At 63.1% G+C, this 15,318-nt stretch carries 17 protein-coding genes; 9 read left to right on the top strand and 8 right to left on the bottom strand.

Annotation, left to right across the window (positions count from 1 at the left end; genetic code table 11):
- Positions 1 to 7 precede the first annotated feature (7 nt).
- From L0962_RS11270 to L0962_RS11240, 7 genes are read right to left on the bottom strand one after another with little or no spacing between them, the layout of a single operon-like run.
- Complete coding sequence (locus L0962_RS11270) at positions 8 to 352, bottom strand: 2Fe-2S iron-sulfur cluster binding domain-containing protein (RefSeq protein WP_234086532.1); 345 nt, start codon at positions 350 to 352, stop codon at positions 8 to 10.
- 17 nt (positions 353 to 369) lie between these two features.
- The gene (locus L0962_RS11265) at positions 370 to 1,431 is read right to left on the bottom strand and encodes an NADH:ubiquinone reductase (Na(+)-transporting) subunit F (protein ID WP_234086531.1); all 1,062 of its coding nucleotides are present in this window, start codon (positions 1,429 to 1,431) and stop codon (positions 370 to 372) included.
- Positions 1,432 to 1,443: 12 nt separating this feature from the next.
- Positions 1,444 to 1,800 carry a phenol hydroxylase subunit P4 gene (locus L0962_RS11260; RefSeq protein WP_234086530.1) on the bottom strand — a complete coding sequence of 119 codons (357 nt, stop codon included), beginning with the start codon at positions 1,798 to 1,800 and terminating at the stop codon, positions 1,444 to 1,446.
- A 54-nt stretch (positions 1,801 to 1,854) separates the two neighbouring features.
- On the bottom strand, positions 1,855 to 3,411 hold the full coding sequence (locus L0962_RS11255; RefSeq protein WP_234086529.1) for an aromatic/alkene/methane monooxygenase hydroxylase/oxygenase subunit alpha: 1,557 nt from the start codon (positions 3,409 to 3,411) through the stop codon (positions 1,855 to 1,857).
- 15 nt (positions 3,412 to 3,426) lie between these two features.
- Positions 3,427 to 3,696 (bottom strand): MmoB/DmpM family protein, encoded by a 270-nt coding sequence (locus L0962_RS11250; protein ID WP_234086528.1) that lies wholly within the window; start codon positions 3,694 to 3,696, stop codon positions 3,427 to 3,429.
- Positions 3,697 to 3,704: 8 nt separating this feature from the next.
- A complete protein-coding gene (locus L0962_RS11245; protein ID WP_234086527.1) occupies positions 3,705 to 4,694 on the bottom strand; it encodes an aromatic/alkene monooxygenase hydroxylase subunit beta in 990 nt (329 codons plus the stop codon).
- 38 nt (positions 4,695 to 4,732) lie between these two features.
- Positions 4,733 to 4,999, bottom strand: a complete 267-nt coding sequence (locus tag L0962_RS11240) for a phenol hydroxylase subunit (protein ID WP_234086526.1) — start codon at positions 4,997 to 4,999, stop codon at positions 4,733 to 4,735.
- A 366-nt stretch (positions 5,000 to 5,365) separates the two neighbouring features.
- On the opposite strand from L0962_RS11240, the gene L0962_RS11235 reads away from it, so the two are divergent.
- The 9 genes from L0962_RS11235 to L0962_RS11195 all read left to right on the top strand — a co-directional run bounded on the left by L0962_RS11235 (position 5,366) and on the right by L0962_RS11195 (position 14,677).
- Positions 5,366 to 7,042: a sigma-54-dependent Fis family transcriptional regulator gene (locus L0962_RS11235; RefSeq protein ID WP_234086525.1), complete on the top strand. Its 1,677-nt coding sequence runs from the start codon at positions 5,366 to 5,368 to the stop codon at positions 7,040 to 7,042.
- 4 nt (positions 7,043 to 7,046) lie between these two features.
- A complete protein-coding gene (locus L0962_RS11230; RefSeq protein ID WP_234086524.1) occupies positions 7,047 to 7,949 on the top strand; it encodes a LysR substrate-binding domain-containing protein in 903 nt (300 codons plus the stop codon).
- 164 nt (positions 7,950 to 8,113) lie between these two features.
- A complete protein-coding gene (hpaI, locus tag L0962_RS11225) occupies positions 8,114 to 8,914 on the top strand; it encodes a 4-hydroxy-2-oxoheptanedioate aldolase (RefSeq protein ID WP_234086523.1) in 801 nt (266 codons plus the stop codon).
- A 72-nt stretch (positions 8,915 to 8,986) separates the two neighbouring features.
- A complete protein-coding gene (locus L0962_RS11220) occupies positions 8,987 to 9,922 on the top strand; it encodes a catechol 2,3-dioxygenase (protein ID WP_234086522.1) in 936 nt (311 codons plus the stop codon).
- 78 nt (positions 9,923 to 10,000) lie between these two features.
- Positions 10,001 to 11,470, top strand: coding sequence for a 2-hydroxymuconic semialdehyde dehydrogenase (locus tag L0962_RS11215; RefSeq protein WP_234086521.1), 1,470 nt, complete (start codon positions 10,001 to 10,003; stop codon positions 11,468 to 11,470).
- 16 nt (positions 11,471 to 11,486) lie between these two features.
- Positions 11,487 to 12,404, top strand: coding sequence for an acetaldehyde dehydrogenase (acetylating) (locus L0962_RS11210; protein ID WP_234086520.1), 918 nt, complete (start codon positions 11,487 to 11,489; stop codon positions 12,402 to 12,404).
- Positions 12,401 to 13,465, top strand: a complete 1,065-nt coding sequence (dmpG, locus tag L0962_RS11205; RefSeq protein ID WP_234086519.1) for a 4-hydroxy-2-oxovalerate aldolase — start codon at positions 12,401 to 12,403, stop codon at positions 13,463 to 13,465. Before L0962_RS11210 ends, dmpG begins: the two co-directional genes overlap by 4 nt.
- Complete coding sequence (locus L0962_RS11200; RefSeq protein ID WP_234086518.1) at positions 13,462 to 14,226, top strand: SDR family NAD(P)-dependent oxidoreductase; 765 nt, start codon at positions 13,462 to 13,464, stop codon at positions 14,224 to 14,226. Before dmpG ends, L0962_RS11200 begins: the two co-directional genes overlap by 4 nt.
- 16 nt (positions 14,227 to 14,242) lie before the next feature.
- A complete protein-coding gene (locus L0962_RS11195; protein ID WP_234086517.1) occupies positions 14,243 to 14,677 on the top strand; it encodes a tautomerase family protein in 435 nt (144 codons plus the stop codon).
- A 53-nt stretch (positions 14,678 to 14,730) separates the two neighbouring features.
- Here L0962_RS11195 and L0962_RS11190 read toward each other — a convergent pair whose 3' ends face one another.
- On the bottom strand, positions 14,731 to 15,270 hold the full coding sequence (locus L0962_RS11190) for an antibiotic biosynthesis monooxygenase (protein WP_234086516.1): 540 nt from the start codon (positions 15,268 to 15,270) through the stop codon (positions 14,731 to 14,733).
- Positions 15,271 to 15,318: the final 48 nt, after the last annotated feature.

Here is a 15,318-nt window from a genome sequence, read left to right as displayed (position 1 = left end):
ACGGCCTTCAAGGGCCCGGCGAAAACGCCGGTTGCACGGCCGGCTGCGGTCGACAGACGTTTTTCGCCATTTTTCCCAACACCCGCAGGCGGATGTCGCTGGTCGGCCTGACCCGGCAAGCCAGGACACGCCCTTCGGCTTCTTCCTCGGCGCTCACGTAATCGCGGCTCATCACCCGCTTCAGATAGGTGCCGGCAACGATTTCCACCTTGCAGACGCCGCAACCGCCGCCCCGGCAACCGACCGGAATGCCTTTCTTGCCGAGGCGCTCCATGCCGGCCAACAGCGACTCGCTGGGCGCACAACGAAAGACCTCGCCCGTTTCCTCGATCAGCACATTGAAATAGATCATGTTCGCCCCCGGTCCGCTCAGATATTCCGGAACAACGGACTTTTGAGCTGCTGCGAAGCATCGGCCGCGGAAAAGAACTTCTCCATGGTGATGTCGCGCTCGAACAGACGCCCCTGCATCAGCGTTGCCACACAGGCTTCGATCATCGCCGGCGGGCCGCACAGATAGGCCTTGTGGCCGCGGAAATCGTTGTTGAAATGCCGTTTGGCAGCTTCGTGGACGAAACCGCGCTGGCCGGGCCAGTCGCTGTCCGACGACTCGTCCGACAAGGCCGGCACATAGGTGAAGTTCGGGTGACGTTCGGCCAGCGCCCGGAACTCCGCGTCGTAATAAAGCTCGACCCGGCTGCGTTGACCGTAGACCAGCGTGATCGGCAGTGTGCACCCGTCGTTCAACAGATCCTCGATCATCGATTTCGGACTGGACAGCCCGGAGCCGCCGGCCATGAAGATCATCGGCAGCTCGGCCGATTTCTTCACAAAGAAGCGACCGTAAGGACCGCTCAGACGCAAGCGGTCGCCCACGGCCAGCGACTCGTGCAACCAGCTCGTGACCTGGCCGCCCGGTACGATGCGCACGTTCAGTTCGATGACATCCCCGGTCCGGGGTGCGTTGGCCAGTGAAAATGCCCGCGACAACCCGCCCAGCGCATCGACTTCCAGGTTCACATACTGTCCGGCCTGGAATTGCATCGGGCGATCGAGCTTGAGCCAGATGCCGCGGATGGTTGGCGTCAGGGCTTCGATCCGGACGACTTCGCCGGCATAGTCCTCGACCGGCAGGTTGAGCGAATCGGGATCGTCCTCGATTTCCGCTTCGATGACGACATCCGATTCCAGACGCGCGCAGCAGGCCAGGCATTTGCCTTCCTCGCGCTCGAAATCCATCAGCGCGAAGGTGGAGGCTTCGCCGTGGTCGATCTCGCCGTCGGTGACCTGCACCTTGCAGGTCGCACAAAGACCGTGGCAGCAGGCATGCGGCAGGTAGATGCCGGCTCGCAGGGCGGCATCGAGGATGGTCTGGCCATCCTCGACCTCGATCGTCTGGCCCAGCGGTTCAATGGTCAGTTCGTAGCTCATGCCGCCCCCGGCTCAGAAATACGTACCGTTGCCGTTCAGGCCGGGTGTCTGCAGACGCAGCGCATCCTTGTGCCTGAGGCCCTGCTCGGCCAGCGTCTTGTTCATGTCCGGGACGAAAGGCTGGCCGGATTTGAGCCAGCGGACCGTCGAGAAATCGATTTTTGCCCAGTCCGGGTGTCGACCGTAGGAATGCGGCAGGTGCTGCTCGACCAGTTCGGAAAACTTCGTCTCCGGCGGCAGGCAGTAGGCGAACGGCGCACAGAACATCAGGTGATCGTCCCAACCGACATAAAGCAGCTGGTTGCCGTGGAACTTGTCCTGGGTGTCGGCGGCCGGGAAGTGGTAATCGTAGAGGGCTTTGACAGCCATGTTTGTCTCCTTTTGTTTTTGCTCGGGGGCACGCCGGCCCCCGGCTTTCGCTGATCAGGTGTTCTGGGTGGCCATGCCGCGCCAGGCGGCGAAGTTGGCCTGGTCGCCGGAACCTTCGTAGTCCATGTTGTCCTTGCCGTTCTCCAGGTGGTACCACTCGAGCACCTTGAGTAGCGGATCGAAGCCCTCGACCGTCGGATCGGTGCCTTCCGGCCAGCAGTTGCCCTGGAAGATCTGGTGCACCGGCAGCCAGGCCTGGATGTACTTCTCCGGTTCGTCGTCGAAGATGCGCTGACAGCCGTCCGAACAGGTGTGGTACTTCTCGCCCTGGTATTCGGATTCGCGATAGCAGATCTTGGTCGGGTCGTCCGGTTCAGTGAACACCATCGGGATCTGGCAGACCTGACACAACATCGGCAGCGTGTTGTTGTAGAAACGCTCACCGCGGTCGGCCATTTCGCGCCACTGGGTGAAGCGCGGCCGGTAGTACTTGTCGAAGGTATTCGGATACTTGGCCGACAGCCAGTCCATTTCCTCGTCGTTCGGCAGCCAGGTATGGAAGGCCGAAGCGTGGGCGTACTGGTAGAAGGTGGCCCAGGCCTGGTGCGAGATGTGTTCCTTGTCGACGGTGCATTGCGTGATGCATTCCGGGACCTTGATGCCGTACTTGGCCAGGTCGTTGAACAGTGCACCGCCGTTCTGCTCGAAGTAGATTTCCCAGGCTTCCTTCCAGCTCATCACGCGCTTCGGCAGCATGTAGTCCATCATCATGCCGACCAGGGTCAGCACGCGGATGCCGCGCCAGGCCCACTTGTCGATCCACTTCTGGACGATAGGCAGGTTGTCCGGATCCTGCTCGAGCATGAACTTGATGCATTCCAGGCCCAACGTCATGTGGCGGGCTTCGTCGGACTGCGCCGAGAAGCCGAAGGTCACCGTCGCCATGTCGCCGTTGTAGGCGGCGCCCGACATGAAGGGCACGAACAGCAGGTTGGTCAGCACGTATTCGAAGGAGAAGCCGATGGCGATCATCCATTCGAAGGGGCCGGCCGAAAAGGCGTCGTCGAAGAAGGACTTGGGCACCGACAGGTACCAGACACGCTCGATCTGATGCGTGGCACCGGCATGGAAACCTTCGTAGAACTTGTTGTAGTTCGACAGCGCGTGAATCTGTGTCTGCGCATGGCGAATCTCGTCGATCGATTGCATCAGGCAGGCCACGCGCGGCCCGACCCCGGGAAAGTTGCGGCCGGCCGCCGCGAAGCCGCGGTGGGCAACGTACTCCAGCGGCGAGATGCCGGTCAGGAACAGCTTGACTGCATTCAGGTAGCGGGCATCGGTGATGCCGAGGTGACCGTTGTTCTGGGCGAAGGCATCGAGCACCGCGTAGAGCTTGCGCTCCTTCTCGGCCTGGTATTTCCAGTAGGCATCCATGGTCAGGCGGAACGGGTCTTCCCACTTTTCCCAGTCGTGAATCTTGATGCCTTCGAAAGTCGCCTGCGGGAATACCTTGTCCATCGGCTGATAGGTGGTTTCCCAGCCGAGACCGCGCGTCATGTGGGCATATTTTTCCTTGAGGCCCAGTTTTTTCTTGTTGGCTTTCATGTCCATGAGGAATCTCCTTGTTCAGTTTTTCCAGGCCAGCGTCAATTGATCGTCGTCTTCGTCCAGATTGCCGGACAGCGTGATCAGGTTGACTTGCAGTTCCTGCAGATCGAAATCGCGACCGATACGTTCTTCGATCGACGCGCGCCGGATGACCAGACTGCCTTCGGCGTTGATCTTGACCATGGCCGGTTGCTCGTCGAGCACGGCATGCGGGTTGTCTTCGAGGATCGACTCGATGATTGGCCGCGTTTCCTCGTTGGTTTGGAATGCGATGAAAACGGTGGACATGCGGGCTCCTAGACGCTCAGGCCGAGCTTGTTGCAGCGGTTGTTGAATTCGGCACGCAGTTCGGCCAGCGTCTCGTCGGCATGTTCGCCGAAGGCGCGGCCGGCGATCGGCGCCAGCGCTTCCAGGGTGGCCGCCCGATACTGCCGGACCCAGGCACTCAACACATCCCGGTTCTCCGGCGACTCGGCCGCAGCCGCCTTGATCTGCGCATCGATCCACTTGGCCGTTTCCGTGGACCATTCGGCCATGAACCGGGTCATCATCGAGATCGCCGTGCCCCCCTTGGCCGAGAAGTCGGCATCCAGATGGTCGTAGAGCATCGGATTGAGCAATCCTTCGAGCACCAGGTTCTGGGCGACGAAGATCTCAAACCAATCCTCCAGCACCAGCAGGTTCTCGACGTGGCGACGCATCGGTTGCCAGTCGGGACCCGACATCCAGGCTTCCTTGGCCGTTGCCAGCGCTTCCGGACCGTCGAGCACCAGCCCGATGCGGGTCAGGTACTGGGCCACGCCGAGATGATCCATCGCGTGATAGAGGCAGGGCTGCGTGATCACCGTGCCGTAGCCGTAGGCGCTGATGTAGGCATTGCCCATGTTGCCGCCCCACGCAACGTGGCGCATCGGCAACAGGATGTCGAGGGCAAGCTGCTTGAGCTCGACGGGCAAAAGCTCGGCCAGGCCGCGCTCCTCGATCATGTCGAAACTCGACTCCGCAGCTTCCTGCTGACGCGCCCGGGCGATGGTGTAGGCCCCGTAGTAAAACTGTCGCGGATCCTTCAGCGCGTACCAGTCCTTCATCCGGATCTGCGTGCGTTTCTTGTCGAACAACACCCGGTCGGCATCCCATGCCGGCCGATAATGGAAAATGCTTTCCTGCTGGATGTTGTAGCTGCCTTCCTGATAACGGCTGGCCGGCTTGTCGCCGAAGCGTTCGACCAGATGGTCGAAGGTTTGGCGCAACGGCTTGATTGCCACAGTGCGCAGATCGATCTGCATCGTTTGTCTCCTATTGTTGTTCCCGTCGACCGGGATGTTCAGACTGCGTCTTCGAAGCCCTGACGCGACGCGTCGTTGAGGCGGGAAACCCAGTCGCCCTGCCCGGCCAGCGGGTCGAGCATGATCACTTCGTTGGCCAGACAGAATTCGTGAAACGCCGACTCCGGCAACATCAGTTCGACCGCCAGTTCCGGATCGCCGATCGAAAACTCGAATTCGACGAAACCGTCCGCCCGCCTGCCGCAGATACGGACGTAACGCCGTCCGGCATCGAAAACACTGACCGACTGCTGTTGCTGCCTCATCTTTGTCTCCTGAAAATCAGGACAGCCAATCGACTGCTGCCCGCCGACTGCTATAAACAAGGAGCGTGCCAGTTATCAAGCCATTGTTTTAATTCTATTATCCATAAGGCATCATCGATTTTGCTGCGGCGCAAGATTATGATTTGGTAAATTGATTTCCCATTAATTAACCAAATGATCAACCTGGCCGACTTCCGGTCCGATGCACCGGAGGCCCGCGACGCGCACCGGCCCGAATCCCCTTTCACGGTGAAACCATGAAATAATCTCGAGAAATTTGACAGACCTATCGTCATCGACGATGGCTACGGTCAACGGCACAAAAATAACCAAAAGTGGATCGCCGATCCGCAATAGAGAGACAAGATGACGATAATTCGTTACCCGGAATCCAACGACCTGCGCAATCTGGTCAGGTTCTGCGAGAAGGATGGAACGATCTGGCTCGCCGAGCATCGCATGGTCCTCATGCATACCTCGGCGCTGGGTGCCTTGCGCCGCGAACTGGTCGGCTCCGTCGGCAAGGAACACGCCCGCCGCCTGCTGACCCGCATGGGATATGCCGCCGGCGCCAGCGATGCCGAACTGGCCAAACGCATCCGCGGCAACCAGTCGCTGCAGGATGCCTTCTTCACCGGTCCGCAACTGCACATGCTCGAAGGCGTGGTACGCGTCACGCCGGTGCACATGCAGATCGATTTCGAGAAAGGCAGCTTCTCCGGCGAATTTCTCTGGGAAAACTCCTGGGAACAGGACATCCATCTGCGCGAACTCGGTCTTTCCGAAGAACCGGTCTGCTGGTCCCAGATCGGTTACGCATCGGGCTATACCTCGGCCTTCATGGGACGTTTCATCCTGTTCAAGGAAGTCGAGTGCGTCGCCTGCGGTCACAACGCCTGCCGGATCGTCGGCAAGCCGCTCGAGGAATGGGAAGACGCGGACCAGCACGCCAGCTATTTCGAATCGGACTCCATCCTCAATCACCTGCTGGAACTGCGCCATCAGGTCGATTACCTGCGCAGCACCATCTCGCAGCAAAGCCAGGTACCGCAGATGGTCGGCAACTCAAAGGGATTCCTGCAGGCCTACGATCTGGTCAGCCGTGCCTCGGGCACCCAGGTCACGGTGCTGCTGCTCGGCGAGACCGGCGTCGGCAAGGAGCGCTTTGCGCGCACCCTGCACCAGATGAGCAACCGTCGCCAAGGCCCCTTCGTGGCCGTCAATTGTGCGGCGATGCCGAACGACCTGATCGAGTCGGAACTGTTCGGGGTCGAGAAAGGCGCGTTCACCGGCGCCCAGACCTCGCGCATGGGCAAGTTCGAACGCGCCGACGGCGGAACGCTGTTCCTCGACGAAATCGGCGAACTGCCGCTGACCGCCCAGGCAAAGCTGTTACGCGTATTGCAGGAAGGCGAGATCGAGCGCCTCGGCGACGACCGCGTGCGCAAACTCAACATCCGGCTGGTCGCAGCCACCAACGTCGATCTGCAGACGGCCGTCAAGGAAGGACGCTTCCGCTCCGACCTCTATTACCGGCTCAGCGTCTACCCGATCCAGATTCCCCCGCTGCGCGAACGGCTGGCCGACATTCCGCTGCTCATCGAAGCGATGCTTGCCCGTTTCTGCACGCTCTACGAGAAAAAGCTGCTCGGCATCAGCGACAAGGCCATGCGGGCGATCAAGAACTACCGCTGGCCGGGCAATGTCCGGGAACTGGAAAACATGATCGAACGCGGCATCATCCTCGCCCCCAACGGAGGATGGATCGAGCTCGAACACCTGTTCGCCAACATCGCCGACAGCGAATACGACGAAACCCGGATCGATCCGTCCGGCAACCTCGAAGCCCGTACCGCCCCTTGTCCGGTCGACAGCCTGATCGATGCCATTCTCGACAGCGGCATCGCCTTCGAAGAACTGGAAACCCGGCTGATCGACGAAGCCGTCGGCCGTGCCGACGGCAATCTGGCCTGTGCCGCGCGGGCCCTGGGGATCACCCGGCCGCAACTGCAATACCGGCTGAAGAAGAAGGAAGGCGCTTGAAAGCATGGAATTCCGCCAGCTGAAATACTTCATTGCAGTCGCCGAGGAACTGAACATCGGCCGTGCAGCCGCCCGCCTGCACATTTCCCAGCCGCCGCTGACCCGCCAGATCCAGCAACTGGAAGAGGAGTTCGACACCCAGCTTTTCCTGCGCACGCCGCGCGGCGTCGAACTGACCCAGGCCGGCGAAATGTTCCTGCGCGACGCGCGCAACATCCGCGACCTGATGCTGCAATCGATCGAACGGGTACGCGAAGCCGGCCAGGGCAAGCGCGGCAAGCTGGATATCGGGATTTTCGGTTCGGGCATTCTCGATGTCATCCCGAAAGTCCTGCATGCCTTTCGCGCCACCCATCCCGACGTGCAGATCGCCCTGCACCAGATGAACAAGAATGAGCAGATCGAAGCCTTGCGCCAGCGCCGCATCATGGCCGGATTCAACCGCATGCTGGCGCCGCTGCCGGATATTTCGAGCGAACCGGTGATGCTTGAAAGCATCATGGTGGCGGTCAACGAAAAACACCCGCTCGCCGCAAAACCGGCCATCCTGCTCAAGGAACTGGCCGGCCAGCCGCTGATCCTGTTTCCCGGCGGCAGCCGTCCCAGCTTCATCGACAAGGTCTGGGCGTTATGCGCCGGCGAGGGTTTCGAACCGAAGGTCGCCCAGGAAGTCGGCGACGCGCCGACCAGCGTCGCGCTGGTGGCTGCCGGCTTCGGCCTGAGCCTCGTCCCCGAGGCAGCCAGCAGTCTGAGCGTACCCGGCGTCGCCTACCGCCGCCTGGCGAACGCGCCCGATGCCGTGGTCGACCTGAGCTGCATCTATCGCACCGACGAGGATTCGCCGCTCCTTCTCGGCTTCCTGCAGACGATCCGCGAATTCCGGGAAAAAACGGCCGCCCGGCCGTAATGCCCGCCGGCCGCAGCGCTTGCCGACAAAACATACCTTTTCCGTATCAGGCGCCGATTTCAATGGTATTGGACGGTATTTCCCGCATCACCTTAAATTGACCTGCAAGCCGCCGGAAAGCCGTTTTTCCGGTATCCGCAACGATCGCTGCCAGGTGAATTGCCATGGAAATGCCCGTCAACCGGTTCAAGAAAGCGCTACAGGCCGATTGCCGACAGATCGGGCTGTGGCTCGGCCTGGGTGAAACCTTCAGCGCCGAGATCTGCGCCGGCGCCGGCTTCGACTGGCTGCTGATCGATGCCGAACACGGCCCCAACGATCTGCGCAGCATCCTGGCCCAGTTGCAGGCGATTGCCCCCTACCCCGTCCAGCCGGTCGTCCGGCCGCCGCAGGGCGATCACGTATTGATCAAGCAATTGCTGGAAACCGGCGTCCAGACGCTACTCGTTCCGATGGTCGATTCGGCCGAACAGGCCCGCGGGCTGGTCGAAGCGATGCGCTACCCGCCAGCCGGCATCCGCGGCGTCGGCAGCGCGCTGGCCCGCGCGTCGCGCTGGGGACGGATCGACGACTACGCGCATCGCGCCGACGCCGAAATGTGTCTGCTGGTGCAAGTCGAAACCCGGGCCGGATACGAGAGCCTGGATCGCATTCTTGCGGTCGACGGCGTCGACGGGGTGTTTTTCGGATCGGCCGACCTGGCGGCGTCCTATGGACATCTCGGCCAGTCGACCCATCCGCGGATCGTCGCCGCCATCGAAGACGGGCTGCGCCGCACCCGTGCCGCCGGCAAGGCCGGTGGCGTGCTGTGCAGCGACCGGCAGCTGAACGAACGCTACCTGGCTGCCGGCGCCGGTTTTGTCGCCGTCGGCGTCGATGCACTGTTGCTCAGCGCGGCTACCGGTGCGCTGCTCGACTGCTACAAACCGGGCCACGGCGCCGGCGGAGCGCCCGGCACGTATTGAACGAAATGCAATAAGCAGAGGCTGTCGACGAACGGCCCATTACCCACCACCACTACCAAAGGAGCTAAGACAATGGCAATGACAGGCGTTCTGCGCCCCGGGCACGGCGCAATCCGTGTGCTGGATCTGGATGAGGCAGTTCATCACTACCGCGACATCATGGGGCTGGTCGAAACCGGCCGCGACGCCCAGGGTCGGGTCTATCTCAAATGCTGGGACGAGCGCGATCACAACAGCGTCGTGCTGCGCCAGGCCGACCGCGCCGGTATCGACTTCTTCGGCTTCAAGGTGCTCGACCGGGCGACGCTCGACAAGCTGGAATCCGATCTGCGCGCCTGGGGCGTCAATACCGAGCGCATCCCGGCCGGTGAAATGCTCGGCACCGGCGAGCGGGTCCGCTTCGAAACGCCGTCGGGCCACCTGATCGAGCTCTATGCCGAGAAACAGGCGGTCGGCAACGGCTTGCAGGTGCCGAATCCAGCCCCCTGGACCAAGGCCTCGGAAAACGGCATTGCGCCGGTGCGCCTCGATCACTGCCTGCTTTACGGACCCAATGTCGCCGCCGTCCACAAATTGTTCACCGAAGTGCTCGGCTTCTATCTGGTCGAACACGTACTGGCACCGGACAACGAAAACAGCGCGGCCGTCTGGCTGTCCTGCTCGCACAAGGTACACGACATCGCCTTCGTCGAGCATCCGGAGCCCGGCAAACTGCACCACCTGTCCTTCCTGCTCGATAGCTGGGAGGAAGTGCTGCGCGCCAGCGACATCCTGTCGATGAACAACGTGCCGATCGACATTGGCCCGACCCGCCATGGCATCACCCGCGGCTGCACGATCTACGCCTGGGACCCGTCCGGCAACCGTTTCGAGACCTTCATGGGCGGCTACCAGCCCTACCCCGACTACGAACCGACGACCTGGACCTTCGACGGCCTGGGCGCCGGCGGCGGCCTGGATTATCCGCAGCGCAAGCTGCACGAGACTTTCCTGACCGTCGTGACCTGACGGCTCGCCGCCACCGACCCAGCGCGCCATGCCGGCGAACGCCGGCATGCCGATCGACCCCATCCAGCGATACACATCATGGATCAGAGCAGACACATCCTTCATTTCATCGATGGCGAATTCACCGCCGCTGCCGATGCCTCCCATTTCACGAAGTATTCCCCGGTCGACGGCCGGCCGCTGGCAAAAATCGCCGAAGCCGGCCGGGCCGATATCGCCGCAGCCGTCGCGGCTGCCCGCAGCGCCATGCGAGGAGAATGGGGCAAGCTGAGCATCGAGCGACGCGTCGACCTGCTGTACGGTGTCGCCGACGAAATCACCCGCCGCTTCGACGACTTCGTCGCCGCCGAGATGGCCGATACCGGACAACCGGCGCACGTCATCGAACAGGTTTTCATCCCGCGCGGCGCTGCCAATTTCAAGATCTTCGCCGACGTCGTCAAGAACGTTGCCGCCGAATCCTTCCGCATGGCGACGCCCGACGGGCGCGGCGCGCTGAACTACGCCATCCGCAATCCCAAAGGCGTGATCGGCGTCATCTCGCCGTGGAATGCGCCCTTCCTGCTGATGACCTGGAAGGTCGGGCCGGCGCTCGCCTGCGGCAACGCCGTGGTCGTCAAACCTTCCGAAGAAACGCCGTTGACCGCAACCTTGCTCGGCGAGGTGATGAATACGGTCGGGATTCCCAAGGGTGTCTATAACGTGGTCAACGGCTTCGGTCCCAACGCCGCCGGTGAATTCCTGACCCGTCACCCGGGCGTCGATGCCATCACCTTCACCGGCGAAACGCGCACCGGCACGGCGATCATGAAAGCCGCCGCCGAAGGCATGCGCGACGTGTCCTTCGAACTGGGCGGCAAGAATGCCGGCATCGTCTTCGCCGACTGCCATTTCGATGCTGCGGTCGACGGCATTTTCCGCTCGGTTTTCCTCAACACCGGCCAGGTCTGCCTGGGCACCGAACGCGTCTATGTCGAACGGCCGATCTTCGAACGCTTCGTCGCCGCGTTGAAAACCCGTGCTGAAGCCGTCCGCTACGGCCGCCCGGAAGACCACGCCAGCACCTACGGCCCGCTGATCAGCCAGGAGCATCGCGACAAGGTGCTCTCCTATTACCGGAAAGCCATCGACGAAGGCGCCACACTGGTCACCGGCGGTGGCGTACCCGACATGCCGGCCGAACTGGCCGGCGGCAGCTGGGTGCAGCCGACCATCTGGACCGGCCTGCCGGAAACCGCGGCGGTCGTCCGCGAAGAGATTTTCGGCCCGTGCTGCCACATCCGCCCATTCGACAGCGAAGACGAGGTCATCGACCTGGCCAACGCCAACGACTACGGTCTGGCGACGACGATCTGGACCGACAACCTGTCGCGCGCCCACCGCGTCGCCGAGCGCGTCGAGGTCGGCGTCACCTGGGTCAACAGCTGGTTCCTGCGCGATCTGCGCACGCCCTTCGGCGGTTCCAAGCAATCGGGCATCGGCCGCGAGGGCGGCGTCCATTCGCTGGAGTTCTACACCGAGACCCGCAACGTCTGCATCAAGCTCTGATCCCAACGAGGTTTACATGAAAAAAATACGCTGTGCGCTGATCGGTTCCGGCAACATCGGCACCGACCTGATCTACAAGATCCAGCGCAGCCCGGTGCTCGAACCGGTGTGGATGGTCGGCATCGACCCCGAATCCGAAGGCCTCGCCCGCGCCCGCGCGATGGGCCTGAAGACCACTGCTGCCGGTGTCGACGGCCTGCTCCCCTACGTGCTGGAAGACAACATCCAGATCGCCTTCGACGCCACTTCGGCCTACGTCCACGCCGAGAACTCGCGCAAGTTGAACGAACTCGGCGTGATGGTGATCGACCTGACGCCGGCCGCCATCGGCCCCTTGTGCGTTCCTCCGGTCAACTTGCGCGAACACGCAAAAAAGGTCGAGATGAACGTCAATATGATCTCCTGCGCCGGTCAGGCGACGATTCCCATCGTCCATGCCGTGTCGCGCATCCAGCCGGTGGCCTACGGCGAGATCGTCGCCAGCCTGGCGTCGAAGTCGATCGGCCCCGGCACCCGCGCCAATCTCGACGAATTCACCTACACCACGTCGAACGCCATCGAGGTCGTCGGCGGCGCCCGCAAGGGCAAGGCGCTGGCCATCATCAACCCGGCCGAACCGCCGATGCTGATGCGCAACACCATTTCCTGCCTGACCGACGACACGCCGGACGAAGCGCGCGTCACCGAATCGGTGCTGGCGATGATCAAGGAAGTGCAGAAATACGTGCCCGGCTACCGCCTGGTCAATGGGCCGCTGTTCGACGGCAAGCGCGTCACCGTGTTCATGGAAGTCGCCGGCCTCGGCGACTACCTGCCCAAGTACGCCGGCAATCTCGACATCATGACCGCGGCCGCCACGCGCACCGCTGAAATGTTCGCCGAGGAAATCCTGGCCGGCAGCATCCCGCTCAAGCCCGTGGAGGTGGCAGCATGAGTGAAGTTGATCTGAAAGGCCGCAAGGTCATCGTCCACGACATGTGCCTGCGCGACGGCATGCACGCCAAGCGCGAACAGATGTCGGTCGAGCAGATGATCAGGATCGCCAGCGCGCTCGACGATGCCGGCGTGCCCTACATCCAGGTCACGCACGGCGCCGGCCTGGGCGGCAATTCGCTGCAGCACGGCTTCGCGCCGCACAGCAACGAGGAATACCTGAGCGCCGTGTGCAGCGCGGTCAAGCGCACCAAGGTCTCGGTCCTGCTGCTGCCCGGGCTGGGCACCATGCGCGAACTGCAATCGGCCTACGACTGCGGCGCGCGCAGCGTACACGTCGCCACCCATTGCACCGAGGCCGACACCTCGCCGCAGCACATCGCCTACGCCCGCAAGCTGGGCATGGACAGTACCGGCTTCCTGATGATGGCCCACCTGAACACGCCGGAAGGCCTGGCGCAGCAGGGCAAGCTGATGGAGTCCTACGGCGCGCAGACGGTGTACATCACCGACTCCGCCGGCTACATGCTGCCGGCCGACGTCAAGGCCCGCGTCTCGGCGCTGCGTGCCGTGCTCAAACCGGAAACCGGGATCGGCTTTCACGGCCACCACAACATGGGCATAGGCATTGCCAACTCGATCGCCGCCATCGAGGCCGGCGCCAGCCGTATCGACGCTTCGGTCGGCGGGCTGGGCGCCGGCGCCGGCAATACGCCGCTCGAAGCCTTCGTCGCCGTCTGCGAGCGGATGGGCATCGACACCGGCTGCGACCTGTTCAAGCTGATGGACATGGCCGAGGACCTGATCTTCCCGCTGATGGACCACATCGTTCGCGTCGACCGTTCGTCGCTGACGCTGGGTTTCGCCGGCGTCTATTCGACCTTCCTGCTGCACGCCAACCGCGCTGCCGAACGCTTCGGCATCCCGGCCCGCGACATCCTGGTCGAACTCGGCCGCAAGAAGATGATCGGCGGCCAGGAAGACATGATCGTCGACACCGCGATGACCATGGCCAAGGAACGCGGCCTGCTCCAGGACGCGGCAGCGGGAGTCGCGCCATGACGCCCTACGCCGAACGCGCAGCCTGCGCCATCCTGGTCGGCGCCACCGGCGCCTTTGGCACGGCGATCACCCAACGCCTGCTCGACGCCGGCCTCGGCGTCATTGCCGTCGCCCGCTCAGCCGCCAGCCTGCAGGCGCTGACCGCGCAATACCCAGGCGTGCGTGCCTGTGCCGCCGACATCGGCAACGATTCGGCGATCGCCGCCATCGCCGCCGCCATCGACAGGCCGGTGCGCATGGTCGTGCATGGCCCGGGCGTCGCGGTGGCCGGCGGCATCCTGACGGCGCCGACCGAATCGATGGTCGATGCGGTCAACATCAAGGTCGGCGGACTTTTGCGCCTGGTGCGGGCAGCCGATCCGCAGCTGGCAACCGGTTCGCGCATCGTCGCCATCGGCGGCCACTACGGGCTGGAACCAACCGCCTACGCGGCCGCCGCCGGGGTCGCCAACGCCGCCATCCTCAACGTCGTACGCCAGCTCAGCCTGGCCTACGGCCCGCGCGGCATCACCGCCCACACCATCGTCCCCGGCCCGGCCGACACCGAACGCCTGCGCCGGGTCGCCGCCACCCGCGCCGAACAGCGCAACTGCAGCACCGACGAGGTGCTCGACGAAATGCGTGCCGAATCCTCGCTCGGCATCCTCAGCACGCCGGCCCAGATCGCCTGGGCAGTCAGCCTGCTGCTCGCCTCGGAAGCCGAGGCGATGACCGGCTCCAGCCTGATGCTCGACGCCGGCCGTCGGCGCGGTCTACCTTGAAAAACGGAGAAAAAACATGCCCGTCGCCAACCTGCACGCCCTCGCCGGCCATCCGCGCGAAAACCTCAAGCAATGGATCCGCGAAACCTCCAACGCATTGTCGGAAATCCTCGCCGCCCCGAAGGACCGCCTGGAAGTCTGGGTCACTGAAATCGACCCCGAACTGTGGGGCATCAACGGCCAGCCGGCCGACGAGGTACTGGCACAAACACCCCGCCACGACGCCGAGATGCCCTTCATCCGCATGGTCCTGATGGAAGGCCGGACGACCGAGCAACTGCACCGGGTGATCGCCGAACTGACCGCCATCACCGCCCGCCTGCTCGACGTCGCCCCGGAGCGCATCCGCGTCTACATCGCCCATGCCCACCCAGACCGCTGGGGCATTGGCGGCGTGCCGGCCAGCATCCGCCGGGCGGCAGAACTGGCAGCCCGCCAGGAAGAACGCTGAAGCGATCCCGACAATATCGACGGCAACCGAAGCAAATGCTGGTGAATCCGCTCCTAGCGCCGGATCCACCAGCCCAGCCAGCGTGTCAGCCTGGGCATCACGACATAGCTCATCAGGATCGCGACCAGCGCGGTCAACACCCCGACACGCGGCAAAAAGGGAAGATCCTGCAGCAAGGGCGCCAGCAAGCTGAGCAACAGCGCGACCAGCGGAAAGATGCCGAGCCAGCTGACGACGACCATTTTCCAGCGCGGCGGCAGCCTGGCGGCCGGCAATTCGGCGGGGGCGAACCAGGCTTCCAGGCCGTGGAGCAGACGATATTCCGGTTCACCTTCGGCCACGGCATGGAGTTTTTCCATCCATTCGGCACGCACCGGCGAATCGTTCCAGCGCGCCAGATCGCCAGCCGTCGCAAACCGCTGGACGATCTGGTATTCCCCCTCCGGGGACAATGGCGGGATCAATTCGGCTGAAAGATAGCCCGGGAAGCGTCTTGCATCGTCGAACATCGCCCGGACCAGGGCTTCGTAGGCAGGCGCACAACCGGGCCTGGCCCGGCGGCGGACGACACGGAATACGTTGGTAGCGGACATGGCCCGATGATAACCGGGCCATGTAAAAATATCGAGATTATTTTAAAT

This window comes from Azonexus sp. R2A61 (assembly GCF_021401135.1).
Taxonomy (GTDB): Bacteria; Pseudomonadota; Gammaproteobacteria; order Burkholderiales; family Rhodocyclaceae; genus Azonexus.
Note: the sequence above shows the minus strand (reverse complement) of the source record. Positions and strands in the feature narration are given on the sequence as shown.